The sequence below is a fragment of the Sphingomonas melonis genome (genome assembly GCF_013409985.1).
Lineage (GTDB): Bacteria > Pseudomonadota > Alphaproteobacteria > Sphingomonadales > Sphingomonadaceae > Sphingomonas > Sphingomonas melonis_A.
Genome location: NZ_JACCBY010000001.1, coordinates 1,196,496 through 1,210,285 on the forward strand (window position 1 = coordinate 1,196,496; position 13,790 = coordinate 1,210,285).

The window sequence follows — 13,790 nt, forward strand, 5'->3', positions numbered from 1 at the left end:
GCAACGGTTGCGTTCACTGTGGGTTTAAACGACGGCCGCTACTGCCGCGGCCGATCCCATTTTCTCCGGAGACATCATGATCCGTCCGTTGCTCGCTGCCCTGCCCGTCCTGCTGCTCGCCACGCCTGCGCTGGCGGCTGAGAAGATCGATCCGAAGTTGCAGGCCGAGTTCGACCGCTCCGATGCCAATCATGACGGCGTGCTGACCCGCGCCGAGATCGACGCGCGTGTCGCGCGGATGGACGTTGGCAAGAACAAGATGCCGCCGGGCAAGGCGAAGGCGATCAGCACCGCGTGGTTCAACACCGCCGACGCGAACCACGACGGCAAGGTGACGCCGGCCGAGATGCAGGGCCTGTTCCGCGCACTGGCGTCGCGGTACGATACGAACCACGACGGCGTGGTGAGCCTGGAAGAGCGGACCGCGGCGCGCGCGGCGATCATCGCGCCGGCACCGGCCGTGCCGGCGCCCAAGGGGCGGTAGGGCTCAACGCGACTCCCACCCTCTGTCGTCATCCCGGCGAAAGCCGGGACCCATGGTTGCGAGCGACTGATGGTGCGCGCCCTACCGATGACACCGTGTCCATGGGTCCCGGCATACGCCGGGATGACGATCGGGAGGTGCCTCAATATCCCCGCAGCTTGCGTTCGCCCTCGAACATATAATCGCGGGTGATCGGCAGCGCGGTGCGGCTGCGGCTGAACTGGATCTGGAAGTTGACCAGCCCGCCATTCTCGAACGCATTGGCCGCGCCGGCGAGGTAGAAGGTCCACATCCGGTAGAAGCGCTCGTCGTACAGCGCGATGATCGCATCGCGCGCCGCCACCGTGCGGCGATACCATTCGTGCAGCGTATAGGCGTAATGGAGGCGCAGCACCTCGACGTCGGTGAGGAACAGCTTCAGCCCCTCGAACGCCGCGATCGTCTCCGACAGCGCCGGATTATAGCCGCCGGGGAAGATGTATTTCGTCGTCCAGTCGTCGGTGACGCTCGGCGGCCCCAATCGGCCGATCGTGTGGATCAGCGCGACACCGTCGGTGGTAAGCAGGTCGCGGCATTTGCGGAAATAGGCGCGATATTGCGGCGGCCCGACATGTTCGAACATGCCGACCGAGACGATGCGGTCGAACTGGCCCTCGACCCGGCGATAGTCGATCAGCTCGAACTTCACCTGCTCGGCGACGCCGGCGGCGGCGGCGCGTTCGCGCGCGATCTTGAGCTGCTCTTCCGACAGCGTCACGCCGAGCACGTCGACGCCGAAATGCTTGTTGAGATACAGCGCCATGCCGCCCCAGCCGCAGCCGATGTCGAGCACGCGCATGCCCGGCCGCAGCGCCAGCTTGGCGGCGATATGCGCGAGCTTGTCGCTCTGCGCCTGTTCGAGGCTGTTGTCGGGGTCGGTGTAGTAAGCGCAGCTGTATTGTTTGTCTGCGTCGAGGAAGAGGTCGTAGAGCCGCGCCGACAGATCGTAATGATGCGCGACGTTCTTCTTCGAGCGGCGCTCCATGTTGATGCGGTCGAGCCGGTGCTTCACCGCGCCGAAGCCGCGCACGAAGGCGGAGGGTTGCAGCGCGTTCTGGCCGTCCTCCCACGCGCTGTTGCGCTTCATCAGCTGGACGAGGCCCATGATGTCGTCGCCGTCGACGGTCATCCGGCCGTCCATATACATTTCGCCCGCGGCGAGCGCCGGGTTGCGGACGATCCGCCCGGCGACACCATTATCCTGGAAGCGCAGCTGGATATGGCCGAGCTCGGGATCGGGCGTACCGAAGGTGGTGGGCGGTTTGCCGGGACGATGGAGGGTGAGTTGGCCACGCTTGACGGCGCGGCTGAGGAACATATCGATCAGCGCCATGCGCGCTGCCTTAATCCGCTAGATGCCCGCATACCAATCGTAATCGACATTATCCTCCCAATAGCCGCCCTTACCCTTACCTATGTTGGCAAGGCTGGCGACCGCCTGGATGCCGGTGACGTATTTGGCGTGCTTGTAGCCGAGCTGGCGCTCGACGCGCAGCCGTACCGGTGCGCCGTGCGGCACGGTGAGGCGCGCGCCGTTCATCTTGAGCGCGAGGATCGTCTGCGGGTGGAAGGCGTCGATCGTGTCGATCGATTCGTAATAAGGCTGGCCATTGTAGAGGTCGGCGCAGGTGAAGACGACGTAGCGCGCGGTGCTGCGCATCCCCGCCGCCTTCAGCACGGTGCCGAGCATCGGCCCCTGCCATTGACCGATCGCGCTCCAGCCCTCGACGCAATCGTGGCGGGTGATCTGGCTGCGGGACGGCATCGACGCGAGCTGGTCGAGCGACAGCGCCAGCGGCCGGTCGACGAGGCCGCCGACGCGGAGGCGGTAGCCGGCGAATTGGTCGGCGACCATCGCGGCGTAATCGGGGGTGCCGGGATCACGCGTGCCGTTGGCGCGGAAGATCGGCGACATCTGTTCACGGGTGAATTCAGGCGCGAGCGCGCCGCGGTCGAGCAGCGCGCGTTGCAGGCCGCGGTGCATGTCCTCGCCGGCGAACAGGATCTTGCGCGCCTGCGGGATCGCGGCGACCTTGTCGCAGCCGGCGAGGAGCAGCCCGGCACCGCCGGCGATGAGGGTGCGGCGGGGAAGGATCATGACCGGTCACCCTCCGGCGGCACCGTCCATCGGCCGGTGATCATCGAGCGCAGTTCGTTGCCCGCGCCGGCGAGGATGACGAGCGTCAGATGGATGACGACGAAGCCGCCGATCAGCGCCGATGTGACGAAATGAAGCGAGCGCGCCGACTGGCGGCCGCCGAACAGGTCGAGCAGCCACGGCCAGGCCGCGTCCATTCCCGGCGACAGCGCGAGGCCGGTGAGGATCATCAGCGGCAGCGCGAGGAAGAGGACGAGGATGTAGCTCCATTTCTGCAGGCTGTTGTAGGCGCCGGGATCGTCGGCGTCGTGAAAGCGCAGATTGAGGTGATCGCGGACGTCCTCGGCGAGATGCGCGGCGCTGAGATCGGCGCGCTTCAACCGCAGATGGCGTGCGAAATGGCGGTTGATCAGGCTGGCGATCATGAAGGCGAGCAGGCCGAAGGCGAGCACCAGCGCGAACAGCAGGTGCCAGCGCCGCGAGATGGCGAGGTTGTAATTGGCCGGGATCGTGATCCAGGCGGGAAAACGCGGCAATTGCGCCCAGGCGTGGTCGAAGTTCGCGCCGTAGCGCCCCCAGTAGAGCCGCGGGTGCGCGTTGGAGATGCCGAGGCCGCTGCCGAGCAGGATGAAGACGGCGATCGCATTGATCCAATGCCAGACGCGCGTCGCCAATGCGTGGCGGAAGATCGTGGTGCCGGGCGCGCTTGGGTCCATATCCGCGACATAGCAGTTAAGCAGCGATGATCGAATGGCATTTCTACGAACCGCGCGATGGCCACCGGCTGCCGCACGATCCGCTCAACGCGATGGTCGCGCCGCGGCCGATCGGCTGGATCAGCAGCGTCTCCGCCGAGGGCGTGCGCAACATCGCGCCCTACAGCTTCTTCAACGTCATCAACTATACGCCGCCGCTGATCGCCTTCTCGTCGGTGGGGTGGAAGGATAGCGTCGCCAACATCGCCGCCACCGGCGAGTTCGTCTGGAACCTCGCGACGCGCGACCTCGCCGAGGCGATGAACGCCACCGCGGCGCAGGTGCCTCCGCACGTCGACGAATTCGGGCTGGCAGAGCTGGAAACCTTGCCGTCGCGGCTGGTGGCACCGGTGCGGGTCGCGGCAAGCCCGGTGGCGTTCGAATGCACGCTGACGCAGATCGTCCGCCTGACCGACCGTCATGGCGCGGAGCTCGACCAATATCTGGTGATCGGCGAGGCGATCGGCATCCATATCGACACGGCGATGCTGGAGGACGGCATCTACCAGACCGCCCGCGCCCGCCCGATCCTGCGCGGCGGCGGCCCGGCGGATTATTTCGAGGTGACGCCCGAGACGCGGTTCGAGATGCGCCGGCCGGGCTGACGGAGGCTCGCCCGCTTCAGCCGTAGGCGCGCCAGAAGAACACAGCGGTCGTCACCGTCGTGACCAGCAGCGTCCAGCCGCGGATCACGCCGGGCGGCAGGCTGCGGCCGACGAGGGCGCCGAGATAGCCGCCGGCGATCGAGCCGACCATCATCGGCAGGCACAGCGTCCAGGCGACCATGCCGCTGGCGACGAAGACGATCGTCGCCGCGGTATTGGCCACCGCGAGCATCAGCGTGCGCGGCGCGGCGAGCGCGGCCGGCGTCGCGCCGGTCAGCAGGCCCCACATCGCGGTCAGCATCATGCCGACGCCGCCCCCGAAATAGCCGCCGTAGATGCCGAGCAGCGCCTGTCCCGCGGCAAGGCTGCGCGGTCCGGCGGCGAAGCGCGCGCTCAGCCACTCCGAGGCGTGGCGACCGAGCGCGATCGCGATCGTCGCGGCGAGCAGCAGCCACGGTACGATGACGTCGAACGCACGCGCCGGCGTCCAGGCGAGCAACAGGCTGCCGGCAAGGCCGCCGGTGAAGGTGATCGCGGACAAGGTCCGCACCCCGACGCCGCCGAGCGGCGCCAGTCCGCCGCGATAGGCCCAGGCGCTCGCGACCGCGCCGGGCTGGACCGCGACGTTGCTGGTCGCATTGGCGACGGTGGAGGGCAGGCCGAGCGCGATCAGCGTCGGCATCGTCGCGAACGACCCGCCGCCGGCAAGCGCGTTCATCGCCCCGCCGAGCAGACCCGCGCCCGCCGCAAGGGCGAGCGTGAGCGGATCAGCCAAGCGCGGCCATCTTTTGCTCGGCCTCGCGGTCCATCTGCGCGCGGCTCTTCTTTTCGGCGGCGGTCTTGAGCTGGCCGCAGGCGGCGTCGATGTCGCGGCCGCGCGGGGTGCGCACCGGCGCCGAGATGCCGCCCTCGAAGATGATGTCGCTGAACCGGCGCACGCGCTCGGGCGTCGAGGTGTCGTAGGCGGCGCCTGGCCAGGGGTTGAACGGGATCAGGTTCACCTTGGCCGGCAGGTCGTATTTGCGCAGCAGGCGGACGAGTTCGTGCGCCTCGGCATCCGAATCGTTTTTGTCCTTGAGCATCACATATTCGAACGTGATGCGGCGCGCATTGTTGGCGCCGGGATAATCGGCGCAGGCCTGCAACAGCTCCTCGATGCCGTATTTCTTGTTGAGCGGCACGAGTTCGTCGCGCACCTCCTTGGTCACCGCATGCAGCGACACTGCGAGGTTGACGCCGATCTCCTCGCCGGCGCGCGCCATCATCGGCACGACGCCGCTGGTGCTGAGCGTGATGCGGCGCTTCGACAGCGCGAGGCCGTCGCCGTCCATCACCAGCTTGAGCGCATCGCGCACCGCATCGAAATTGTAGAGCGGCTCGCCCATGCCCATCATCACGATATTGGTGAGCATGCGCCCCTCGGGCTGGCTCGGCCATTCGCCGAGCGCGTCGCGCGCCAGCATCACCTGGCCGACGATCTCGCCCGCGGTCAGGTTGCGGACGAGGCGCATCGTGCCGGTGTGGCAGAAGCGGCAGTTGAGCGTGCAGCCGACCTGGCTCGACACGCAGAGCGTGCCGCGATCGGCGTCGGGAATGAACACCGCCTCGTAATCCTGCCCGTCGGGCGAACGCAGCAGCCATTTGCGCGTGCCGTCGGTCGAAACCTGCGCCTCGACCACCTCCGGCCGGCCGATGACGAACCGCTGTTCGAGCCACGGATGCATCGTCTTGGAAATGTCGGTCATCGCCGAAAATTCGGTGGCGCCGCGATTGTACAGCCAGTGCCAGATCTGCTTGCCGCGCAGCTTCGCCTGTCGCGCATCCATGCCGGCGTCGAGCAGCGTCTGGCGCAATTCGTCCTTGCCGAGGCCGATCAGGTCGATCCGCCCGTCCTCGCGAAAGGTCTTGGCGCGCGGCACGGGCACGGGATCGATATGGCCCGGGATGGGCATGGGGGGAGCAACGCTGTCGAGCATCGCCGGCATATAGGCGAAAATGGCGCCATTTGCCATGCCTTCGGCACCGCGTCGGGTGGCCGGCTAGCGGACGCACCCCAAGGCGGCGGCATCGATCGCGGTCGCGGCGCCGGCGAGCAGGTAGACATCGGCGAACGGCCGCCCGCCCGCACCGACCGCCTCGACGCTCATGCTGCGGCCGGAGCGGATCGCGGTGACGATCGCATGATCGCTCGGCCCGTCGGTGGCCCAGGCGTCGAGGCCATTGGCGGCAAGATTGAAGCGCCGCTCACCGACGGTGAGCGTCACCGGCGCGGACAGGTCGCGCGGGCGCGACAGGCGGACGTGGAGCGAGGCGCGCAGGCCGCGACCCGGCCAAGTCGCGACGCTCGCCCAGCCGGTGGTGCGACCGCCGGCGGTCACCGGGCGCGCGATCGCATAGCAGCGCGCTGGAACGGCGTCACGGAACGCGCCCCAGCTGCGATAGACGCCGAGCGTCTCGCGGGCCTGCGCCGGCGCGGCGATCAGCAGCATGGCGAGCCACGCGCTCACGCCGGCGCGTGTCCCGTGCCGCGATGCACTACCGATTCGCGCCCCTGCTCGACCAGCACCAGCGACCCCTGCGGCAGGCCGGGTGCGATCGGCGCCCCCCAGTCGGGATGCGGGGCGAGGCCGGTCATCACGCCGCGCAGCACCCGGCTGGAGATGCCGTGCATGATGACCAGCCGGTCGCCGGCATCCTCCTGCGTGTCGGCCAGCCAGCCCGAAACGCGCGCGGCGATCTGCCGGTAGTCCTCGCCGTCCGGTGCGGGGCGCAGCAGCCCGTCGGCGGTCATCACCGCGCCGACTTCGCCGATCACCTCGGCATAATAGCGGCCGCCCCAGGCGCCCATGCCGATCTCGACGAGCCGCGGGTCGGTGCGCGCGGCGTGCCAGTCGAGTTCGAGATGTTCGGCGATGACGCTCAGCGTCTGCAACGCGCGTCCGGTCGGCGACGCCCAGAGCGTCAGCGCCGGCCTGACGCCGAGCTGGTCGCGCAACGCCCGCCCGATCTCCTCCGCCTGCGCGAAACCGGCGCGGGTGAGCGGCGTGTGCGGATGGTCGCCTTGCAGGCGCCGGGCCGCGTTGAACACGGTTTCGCCGTGCCTGGCGATGAAGTCGCGGCCCTGGCGGGCGGGGGCAGGAGGCGTCATGGCGACCGTGTCGGATCGCCGCCGACCAAAAGCAACGGCTTTCCGATCGCGGGCGTGCGCCGCGGGCGTCGGGGGTGCATCGGGCGCTAACCATGCGTTAACCGGAATCGCCCGAGGGGTCGGCGCGCTTGCTCCAACCCCTTTTTCGTGGGTAGGACAGGGGGAAACTTGCCCCGGACTCGGGGGACGGGGATTTAGATCATGAAAGCGACGATCGAACGTGCAACGCTCCTCAAGGGGCTGAGCCATGTCCAGTCCGTGGTGGAGCGGCGCAACACCATTCCGATTCTGTCGAACGTGCTGCTCGAAGCGACCGCCGAAGGCCAGCTGCGGCTGATGGCGACCGACCTGGACCTGCAGATCAACGAATCGATCCTGGCGGCGGTCGACCAGCCGGGTTCGACGACGGTGTCGGCACACACCTTGTTCGACATCGCGCGCAAGCTGCCCGACGGCAGCCAAGTGCAGCTGTCGGCGTCGGAAGGGCGGATGTCGATCGTCGCCGGGCGTGCGCGGTTCAGCCTCGGCACGCTGCCGCGCGACGATTTCCCGGTGATCGCCGAGGGCGAACTGCCGACGCAGTTCGAGATTCCGGCCGAGACGCTGAAGCAGATCATCGACAAGACCCGCTTCGCCATCTCCACCGAAGAGACGCGCTATTACCTCAACGGCATTTTCCTGCATGTCCAGGATGACGCCGCCGAACCGACGCTGAAGGCGGCGGCGACCGACGGCCACCGGCTGGCGCGCGTGACGCTGCCGCGACCCGAGGGCGCGGCGGGGATGCCGGACGTGATCGTGCCGCGCAAATGCGTCGCCGAGCTGCGCAAGCTGCTCGACGAGGTCGACGGTTCGGTCGGCGTGTCGCTGTCGGGGACGAAGATCCGCTTCGACCTGGGCCAGGCGGTGCTCACCTCGAAGCTGATCGACGGCACCTTCCCCGATTATTCGCGCGTCATCCCGACCGCGAACGACAAGATCCTCAAGCTCGATCCGCGCAGCTTCGAAGAGGGCGTCGACCGCGTCTCGACGATCGCGACGGAGAAGACGCGCGCGGTGAAGATGGCGCTCGATCGCGACAAGATCACGCTGTCGGTGACCAGCCCGGAGAACGGCACCGCGGCGGAGGAAGTGCCCGGCGAATATGTCTCGCTGCCGTTCGAGATCGGTTTCAACAGCCGCTACCTGCTCGACATCCTCGGCCAGATCGATGGCGACGTGGTCGAGGTGCATCTCAACGATGCCGCCGCGCCGACGCTGATCCGCGAGAACGACAAGGCGCCGGCGCTCTACGTGCTGATGCCGATGCGGGTCTGATCCGCTGGGCGATGATCGGTTCGCGCTCGACCGGCGGTCGCTGATCGCCGGGCTGGGCATCAGCCTCGCCGTGCCTGCCAGCGCCCGTGATATGGCCGGCGAGGGCGTCGCGGCGTCATCGGACGGAGGCGCCTTCGGGCTGACGGCCGATGGCGGGGTGCGGCCGCTGCCGATCGGCGACGGGCTGGAATGGGTGGTGCCGGATCATGCGGGCGGTCGGCTCGCGGTGTTCCGGCGCAGGGATGGCGGGCGGCTGATCGGCTTCGACCGTGCGTGGCATGCGCGCGGGGAGGCGGCGACCGGCGGCGGCGAGCCGGTGCATCTGGCGATCGCGCCCGACGGCTCGGTCGCGGCGGTGGCGGATTACAGCGGCGGGATCGTCTCGCTCCATCGGCTGCGCGGCGGAGTGCCGGGCGCGGCGACGGTGATCCGGCACACGGGGTCCGGACCCGTCGTGTCGCGGCAGGCGGGACCGCATGCGCATTGGGTGGGCTTCGGCGCCGATGGACGCTGGCTCTATGCGGTCGATCTCGGCGCCGATGCGGTGTTCGCGCATCGCATCGAACGGGGGCGGTCGGTCGAGACGCGGATCGCCTGGCAGGCGCCGGCGGGATCGGGGCCGCGGCACCTCGCCTGGCATCCGACCAGGCGGCTCGCCTATGTGGTCAGCGAGCTGGTCAGTACGCTCACCACGCTGCGGATCGGCGAGGACGGCATGCTGACCGCGCTCGACGTGCAGCCGACGCTGCCGGCCGGCACCACGGGCTATGTCGGCCATATCGCGGTCGATCCGCACGGGCGACGGCTGTACGCCTCGAACCGTGGGCCGAATACGATCGCAGTGTTCGCGCTCGACGATCCGCTGCGGCCGCGGCTGATCGAGCAGGCGCCGTGCGGCGGAGATTGGCCGCGCTTCTTCCTGTTGCGCCCCGACGCGGGCGAGATGCTCGTCGCCAACGAGCGCAGCCCGGCGATGGCGGTGCTGCCGCTCGGCCGGGACGGCCGGTTGGGCCCGCCGCGCGCCGGGCCGGCGGTGCCGAAGGGGCGTTTCGCCGCCTGGTGAGGCTCAGCCCTGGAGCAATTGCTCACGGGCGATGAGTTGCAGCGACGCGGCGAGATCCGGCGACAGGCCGAGCTCGTCGGCGGCGCGTTCCTTGCGGCCGAGGGTGCGCGGATCGACCCCGGTAATGCGCCCGAACACCACCAGGGCTTCGAGATAATAGCCGGCGATGCTCGCGTGATATTGGTCGTACGACCAAAGGTTGGTCTGGCCGTAGCTGACCCCGTCATAGGGGTTGGGGTCCGCCACGCGCGCGGCGAAGGCGCGGTTCCACGCCTGTCCCACCGGGATCACCGCCGATACCGTCGGATTGGCGCGGCGGGCGTGTTCGGCGGCGAGGCGCAGATCCTCGGCCATCGCGGTGATGCCGCGGCCGTACCAATGCCCCTTGGGCAGATAGGTCTGGTCGGCGCGGCTCCACGTCGCCATCAGATTGACGCGCACCGCCGGATTGCGGGCGCGGAACAGCGCCGCCATCTCGCCGACGCTGCGGATATAGCGGGCGGGATCGCCGGGGCGGTCGCGGTCGAGCGTGCTGAATTCCTGAAGCACGACAACGTCCCAGGCGCGGTCGAACAGGTGGCGGCGCTGGTCGTAATGGAAGGCTAGGCTCTGGCCGCCCTGCGTCTCCAGGCTCACTGCGTAGCGGAGGCCCGCCTCCTCGGTGAATTCCTTGAACAGCGCGGGCACGCCGCCATAGCCGTCGCCGTTGAGGTCGGTGACCGTGGCGGCGTGCCAGTTGCGCACCGCGGAATGCGCGCCTTGGGTGAAGCTGTTGCCGATGAACAGCACGGTGCGCGGCAGCACGACCGGGGCGGGGCCGCGCTGGGCGGCGGCCGCGGTCGGCAGCACCAGGGCCAGCAGGGCCGTGAGGATCGGCCTCGGCATCATATCAGTCCTCCATCGCACACATCGGTCGTCCTGCCGTCCCGTATCGGATGCGGCGGGGTGATGGCCAGCGCTGGATGATGGCGCCGCGCGGCGGTTTCGCTAAGGAGCGGCGATGCTCCAGTTTTATCGCGACGATCTTGCCCGCCTGGCGGGCGCGGACCGGCTGAGGCGGCTGGTGCCGCGCGCCGGTGCCGATTTCACCTCGAACGATTATCTCGGCCTCGGCACGTCGGCGCGGCTGCGCGACGCGGTGGCGGCGGCGCTCGACCGCGGCGTCGGCATCGGCTCGGGCGGATCGCGGCTGCTGCGCGGCAACGATCCCGAGCATGAGGCGCTGGAGGCGGAGGCGGCGGCACATTTCGGCGCGCAGGCGGCGCTGTTTTTCGCAAACGGCTATGCCGCAAATGTCGCCGCGTTTGCGACGCTGCCGCAGCCGGCCGATCTGGTCGTCTACGATGCGCTGATCCACGCCAGCGCGCATGACGGGATGCGGCTGGGCCGCGCGCCGCGGGTGGCGGTGGCGCACAACGATCCGGCGGCGGTCGAGGCGGCGATCCGCGACTGGCGCCGCGAGGGCGGTACGGGCACGCCGTGGATCGCGGTCGAGAGCCTCTACGGCATGGACGGCGATCGCGCGCCGCTCGCCGATCTGGCTGCGATCGCCGACCGGCATGGGGCGATGCTGCTGATCGACGAGGCGCATGCGACGGGGGTGTTCGGTGCCGCCGGCCGGGGCTTCGCCGCGGGGCTCCACGATCGCGAGACTGTCGTCACCTTGCATACCTGCGGCAAGGCGCTGGGCGCGGAAGGGGGGCTGTTGTGCCTGCCGCGGGTGCTGCGCGACATGCTGGTCAACCGGGCGCGGGCGTTCATCTTTTCGACCGCGCCCTCGCCGCTGATGGCGGCGGCGGTGCGCGAGGGCCTGCGCATCCTCGCCGACGAGCCGGAGCGGCAGACGCGGCTGTGGGCGCTGATCGCCGCGGCGGAGGCGGCGCTGGGCCGGGCGACGGGATCGCAGATCCTGCCGGTGATCGTCGGGGCCGATGGCGACGCGGTGGCGCTCGCCGCGCGGTGCCAGGCGGCGGGCTATGACGTGCGGGCGATCCGGCCGCCGACGGTGCCGGCGGGGACGGCACGGCTGCGCGTGTCGATCACGTGCAATGTCGATGCCGCGGCGATCGCGGGGCTGGGGGAGGTGCTGCGATGACGCGGACGATCGTGGTGACGGGGACCGATACCGATATCGGCAAGACGGTGTTCGCGGCGGGCCTCGCCGCGGCGTTGGGCGCGACCTATTGGAAGCCTGTGCAGGCCGGACTGGACGAGGGCGGCGACGGCCAGACCGTCGCGCGGCTCGGCGTCGCAAAGGTGCTGCCAGAAGCGTATCGGCTGGCGACGCCCTGTTCGCCGCATCTCGCGGCGGCGATCGACGGGGTGACGATCGACCCCGAGCGGCTGGCGCTGCCGGTGGTCGACGGGCCGCTGGTGGTCGAGGGCGCTGGCGGGGTGCTGGTGCCGCTCTCGGGCGACCTGCTCTACGCCGACATGTTCGCGCGCTGGCGCGCGCCGGTGGTGCTGGTGGCGCGGACCGCGCTGGGGACGATCAACCACAGTCTGCTCAGTATCGAGGCATTGCGCAGCCGCGGCGTGCCGATCCTCGGCATCGCCTTCGTCGGCGACGCGCAAGAGGATAGCGAGGCGACGATCGCGCGGATCGGCGGGGTGGCGCGGCTCGGGCGGCTGGGGCGGGTGGCGCCGCTCGACGGGCCAACGCTGGCGCAGGCCTTCGCGGCGGCGTTCCGGATGGAGGATTTCGCGTGACGTCGCCGATCTGGCATCCGTTCACCCAGCACGGCCTCGGCGAGCCGATCCCCACCGTCGTGCGCAGCGAGGGCGCCGCATTGTTCACCAGCGACGGGCGGCGGATCGTCGATGCCATCTCGAGCTGGTGGGTGACGACGCACGGCCATCGCGAGCCCCGCATCATGGCGGCGATCGCGGCGCAGGCGGAGCGGCTCGACCAGATCATCTTCGCCGGCTGGAGCCACGAACCGGCGGAGGCGGTCGCGGCGGGACTGTTGCGGCTGATGCCGGCGGCGCTGACGCGGGTGTTCTTCTCCGATTCGGGATCAACCGCGGTCGAGGTCGCGCTCAAGATGGCGCTGGGCTATTGGCTCAACCGCGGCGCGCCGCGGCATCGCATCCTCGTGCTCGAACACGGCTATCACGGCGACACGATCGGGACGATGTCGGTCGGCGCGCGCGGCGCTTTCAACCGCGCTTATGCGCCGCTGCTGTTCGACGTCGCGACGATCCCGTTTCCCACAGCAGGGGCGGAGCAGGTGACGCTCGACGCGCTGGAGGCGGCGTGCCGGCAGGCGCCGGCGGCGCTGATCGTCGAGCCGCTGATCGTCGGGGCGGGCGGGATGCTGACCTATCCGCCGCGGGTGCTCGCCGAGATGCGGGCGATCTGCGCGCGCTACGATGTGCTGTTCATCGCCGACGAAGTGATGACCGGATGGGGGCGGACCGGCACGCTGCTGGCCTGCGAACAGGCGGATGTGGTGCCCGATATCCTGTGCCTGTCCAAGGGGCTGACGGGTGGGGCGGTGCCGCTGGCGGTGACGATGGCGACCGAGCCGATCTATCAGGCGCATTACAGCGACGACCGGGCGCGGATGTTCTTCCACTCGTCGAGCTATACCGCCAATCCGATCGCCTGCGCGGCGGCGGCGGCCAATATCGCGATCTGGGAGGAGGAGCCGGTGCTGGCGCGGATCGCCGATCTCGCCACGCGGCAGCGGGCGCGGCTCACGGCGCTGTCGGGCGTGCGCAATCCGCGCGCGCTGGGGACGATCGCGGCGGCCGATCTGGGGCCCGACGGGGCGGATTATCTGTCGGCGCTCGGGCCGCGTCTGCTCGCCTTCTTCCGCGAGCGCGACCTGTTGCTGCGGCCTTTGGGCAATACGGTTTACGTCATGCCGCCTTATTGTATCGACGATGCCGATCTCGATGTGATCTATGCGGCGATCGGGGAAGCGGCCGCGAATCCTGGCTGAGAGGCGGCAACATGGACGCTCTGACGGAAACGCCCCCCTCCCGATCGTTTCTGTTTCTGCACGAGTAAGAAAGAGCGTTGCCGGGTTATTGGTGGCAGATCGGCGGTATGTGGGACAAGCGGGTGCGTTTTCCGCGACCGGGGTCGCCATATGTTGCAGTGATCCGGGACGCCGGCGTCGACGATTTTCACGCGAAGGCGCGAAGGCGCGAAGGCTGTTGCGCCGGTTTGGTTTGAATCGTTCACAAGCTGCCGTTTGCCCTGAGCTTGTCGAAGGGCTCGGGTCTCACCGTGCTTCGACAAGCTCAGCACTAACGGCTGGGGGCGTGTCGCCG

At 69.3% G+C, this 13,790-nt stretch carries 15 protein-coding genes; 7 read left to right on the forward strand and 8 right to left on the reverse strand.

Annotated features, from left to right (window positions below):
* The first annotated feature begins 76 nt into the window (after positions 1-76).
* Positions 77-484, forward strand: coding sequence for an EF-hand domain-containing protein (locus HD841_RS05790; RefSeq protein ID WP_179507860.1), 408 nt, complete (start codon positions 77-79; stop codon positions 482-484).
* Positions 485-626: 142 nt separating this feature from the next.
* Here the strand turns inward: HD841_RS05790 and HD841_RS05795 are convergent, their stop codons facing one another.
* From HD841_RS05795 to HD841_RS05805, 3 genes are read right to left on the reverse strand one after another with little or no spacing between them, the layout of a single operon-like run.
* Positions 627-1,856: an SAM-dependent methyltransferase gene (locus HD841_RS05795; RefSeq protein WP_179507861.1), complete on the reverse strand. Its 1,230-nt coding sequence runs from the start codon at positions 1,854-1,856 to the stop codon at positions 627-629.
* A gap of 18 nt (positions 1,857-1,874) precedes the next feature.
* Positions 1,875-2,621 carry a molybdopterin-dependent oxidoreductase gene (locus HD841_RS05800; protein WP_179507862.1) on the reverse strand — a complete coding sequence of 249 codons (747 nt, stop codon included), beginning with the start codon at positions 2,619-2,621 and terminating at the stop codon, positions 1,875-1,877.
* Entirely contained in the window at positions 2,618-3,337 is a 720-nt protein-coding gene (locus tag HD841_RS05805) for a cytochrome b/b6 domain-containing protein (RefSeq protein ID WP_179507863.1), read from the reverse strand. The genes HD841_RS05800 and HD841_RS05805 overlap by 4 nt, the downstream gene beginning before the upstream one ends.
* Before the next feature lie 26 nt (positions 3,338-3,363).
* On the opposite strand from HD841_RS05805, the gene HD841_RS05810 reads away from it, so the two are divergent.
* Positions 3,364-3,981 (forward strand): flavin reductase family protein, encoded by a 618-nt coding sequence (locus HD841_RS05810; RefSeq protein WP_179507864.1) that lies wholly within the window; start codon positions 3,364-3,366, stop codon positions 3,979-3,981.
* 16 nt (positions 3,982-3,997) lie between these two features.
* Here the strand turns inward: HD841_RS05810 and HD841_RS05815 are convergent, their stop codons facing one another.
* Genes HD841_RS05815 through HD841_RS05830 form a run of 4 tightly spaced genes read right to left on the reverse strand, consistent with a single transcriptional unit; the run spans position 3,998 to position 7,129 of the window.
* Positions 3,998-4,756 (reverse strand): sulfite exporter TauE/SafE family protein, encoded by a 759-nt coding sequence (locus HD841_RS05815; RefSeq protein ID WP_257015256.1) that lies wholly within the window; start codon positions 4,754-4,756, stop codon positions 3,998-4,000.
* Positions 4,749-5,993, reverse strand: coding sequence for a 23S rRNA (adenine(2503)-C(2))-methyltransferase RlmN (rlmN, locus tag HD841_RS05820; protein ID WP_179507865.1), 1,245 nt, complete (start codon positions 5,991-5,993; stop codon positions 4,749-4,751). Before rlmN ends, HD841_RS05815 begins: the two co-directional genes overlap by 8 nt.
* A 27-nt stretch (positions 5,994-6,020) precedes the next feature.
* Complete coding sequence (locus tag HD841_RS05825) at positions 6,021-6,470, reverse strand: hypothetical protein (protein WP_179508119.1); 450 nt, start codon at positions 6,468-6,470, stop codon at positions 6,021-6,023.
* A gap of 14 nt (positions 6,471-6,484) precedes the next feature.
* A complete protein-coding gene (locus HD841_RS05830; RefSeq protein ID WP_179507866.1) occupies positions 6,485-7,129 on the reverse strand; it encodes a histidine phosphatase family protein in 645 nt (214 codons plus the stop codon).
* A gap of 201 nt (positions 7,130-7,330) precedes the next feature.
* Here HD841_RS05830 and dnaN point away from each other — a divergent pair, with 201 nt between their 5' ends.
* Positions 7,331-8,446: a DNA polymerase III subunit beta gene (dnaN, locus tag HD841_RS05835; RefSeq protein WP_179507867.1), complete on the forward strand. Its 1,116-nt coding sequence runs from the start codon at positions 7,331-7,333 to the stop codon at positions 8,444-8,446.
* A gap of 70 nt (positions 8,447-8,516) precedes the next feature.
* Positions 8,517-9,509: a lactonase family protein gene (locus HD841_RS05840; protein WP_179507868.1), complete on the forward strand. Its 993-nt coding sequence runs from the start codon at positions 8,517-8,519 to the stop codon at positions 9,507-9,509.
* 3 nt (positions 9,510-9,512) lie between these two features.
* Here HD841_RS05840 and HD841_RS05845 read toward each other — a convergent pair whose 3' ends face one another.
* Complete coding sequence (locus HD841_RS05845) at positions 9,513-10,394, reverse strand: SGNH/GDSL hydrolase family protein (RefSeq protein ID WP_179507869.1); 882 nt, start codon at positions 10,392-10,394, stop codon at positions 9,513-9,515.
* Positions 10,395-10,509: 115 nt separating this feature from the next.
* Here HD841_RS05845 and HD841_RS05850 point away from each other — a divergent pair, with 115 nt between their 5' ends.
* Genes HD841_RS05850 through HD841_RS05860 form a run of 3 tightly spaced genes read left to right on the forward strand, consistent with a single transcriptional unit; the run spans position 10,510 to position 13,456 of the window.
* A complete protein-coding gene (locus HD841_RS05850; protein ID WP_179507870.1) occupies positions 10,510-11,604 on the forward strand; it encodes an 8-amino-7-oxononanoate synthase in 1,095 nt (364 codons plus the stop codon).
* Positions 11,601-12,218: a dethiobiotin synthase gene (gene bioD / locus HD841_RS05855; RefSeq protein ID WP_179507871.1), complete on the forward strand. Its 618-nt coding sequence runs from the start codon at positions 11,601-11,603 to the stop codon at positions 12,216-12,218. The genes HD841_RS05850 and bioD overlap by 4 nt, the downstream gene beginning before the upstream one ends.
* Entirely contained in the window at positions 12,215-13,456 is a 1,242-nt protein-coding gene (locus HD841_RS05860; RefSeq protein WP_179507872.1) for an adenosylmethionine--8-amino-7-oxononanoate transaminase, read from the forward strand. Before bioD ends, HD841_RS05860 begins: the two co-directional genes overlap by 4 nt.
* The last annotated feature ends 334 nt before the right edge of the window (positions 13,457-13,790 follow it).